This is a genomic window from Cupriavidus basilensis OR16 (assembly GCF_000243095.1).
In the GTDB taxonomy this organism is placed as follows: domain Bacteria; phylum Pseudomonadota; class Gammaproteobacteria; order Burkholderiales; family Burkholderiaceae; genus Cupriavidus; species Cupriavidus basilensis_D.
This window is the reverse complement of record NZ_AHJE01000269.1, coordinates 1-682: the sequence shown is the minus strand read 5'-3', so window position 1 is coordinate 682 and position 682 is coordinate 1. Positions and strand designations below refer to the sequence as shown.

1 pseudogene is annotated in these 682 nt (G+C 54.7%); it reads left to right on the top strand.

Annotated features, from left to right (window positions below):
- Positions 1-634, top strand: a pseudogene (locus OR16_RS47045) (hypothetical protein); the annotation flags it as partial.
- Positions 635-682 lie beyond the last annotated feature (48 nt).

Genomic DNA, 682 nt, shown 5'->3' with positions numbered 1-682 from the left:
TACAGCAGCTTCTGGCCGATCACACGATGTTCCCCTACGCGGCGGCGTTTCTACCTGTTGCCATCCGTGGTACTACGTTGCACTGGCCGCCTTCTCATCAGAGGAAGATATGCTCCGGTTTAATCTGTTCCTGAAGGCTACGACCAATGCTTGCAATAGGCGGTTCTGCCCCATGTGCGCTGAAAACGAGGCGCGCACATTCGGGGAGACATACGTGCACCGCACGCACTTCCTGCCTGGCATACGCTCCTGCCCTGTTCACGCTAAGCAAATGCTCATATCGCCGATGCGGCGTGGCTACGGATACCTTGACTTGAGACTCCCTGAGGATATTAGCGACGGAGCCAAGGGAGCGCCCTTGGCACGGAACGTTGAAGAAACTCTGCACAGGCTCTCACTCTCAGCATTGGCCGGTGACCTCGTGCCAGCCAACTACAACCTCCTGGCCAGCAAGCATGGGTATGGCAGCAAGGCGAGCATGCGCCAATCAAGTACCCTCGCGGCCGACGTTATCCGCATACTTGGTACAGACCTGCTGGATGACATGGGATGTGCAGTGAATCCTCAGACTATGCACAGTTGGCACAAAACATCACAATGCAGTTTATCTTTAAAAATCAGTGAGTTACGGTGATTTGTGAGCGCAGATAACTATTGTCATTCTCCAGGGGCGATGGGGCGA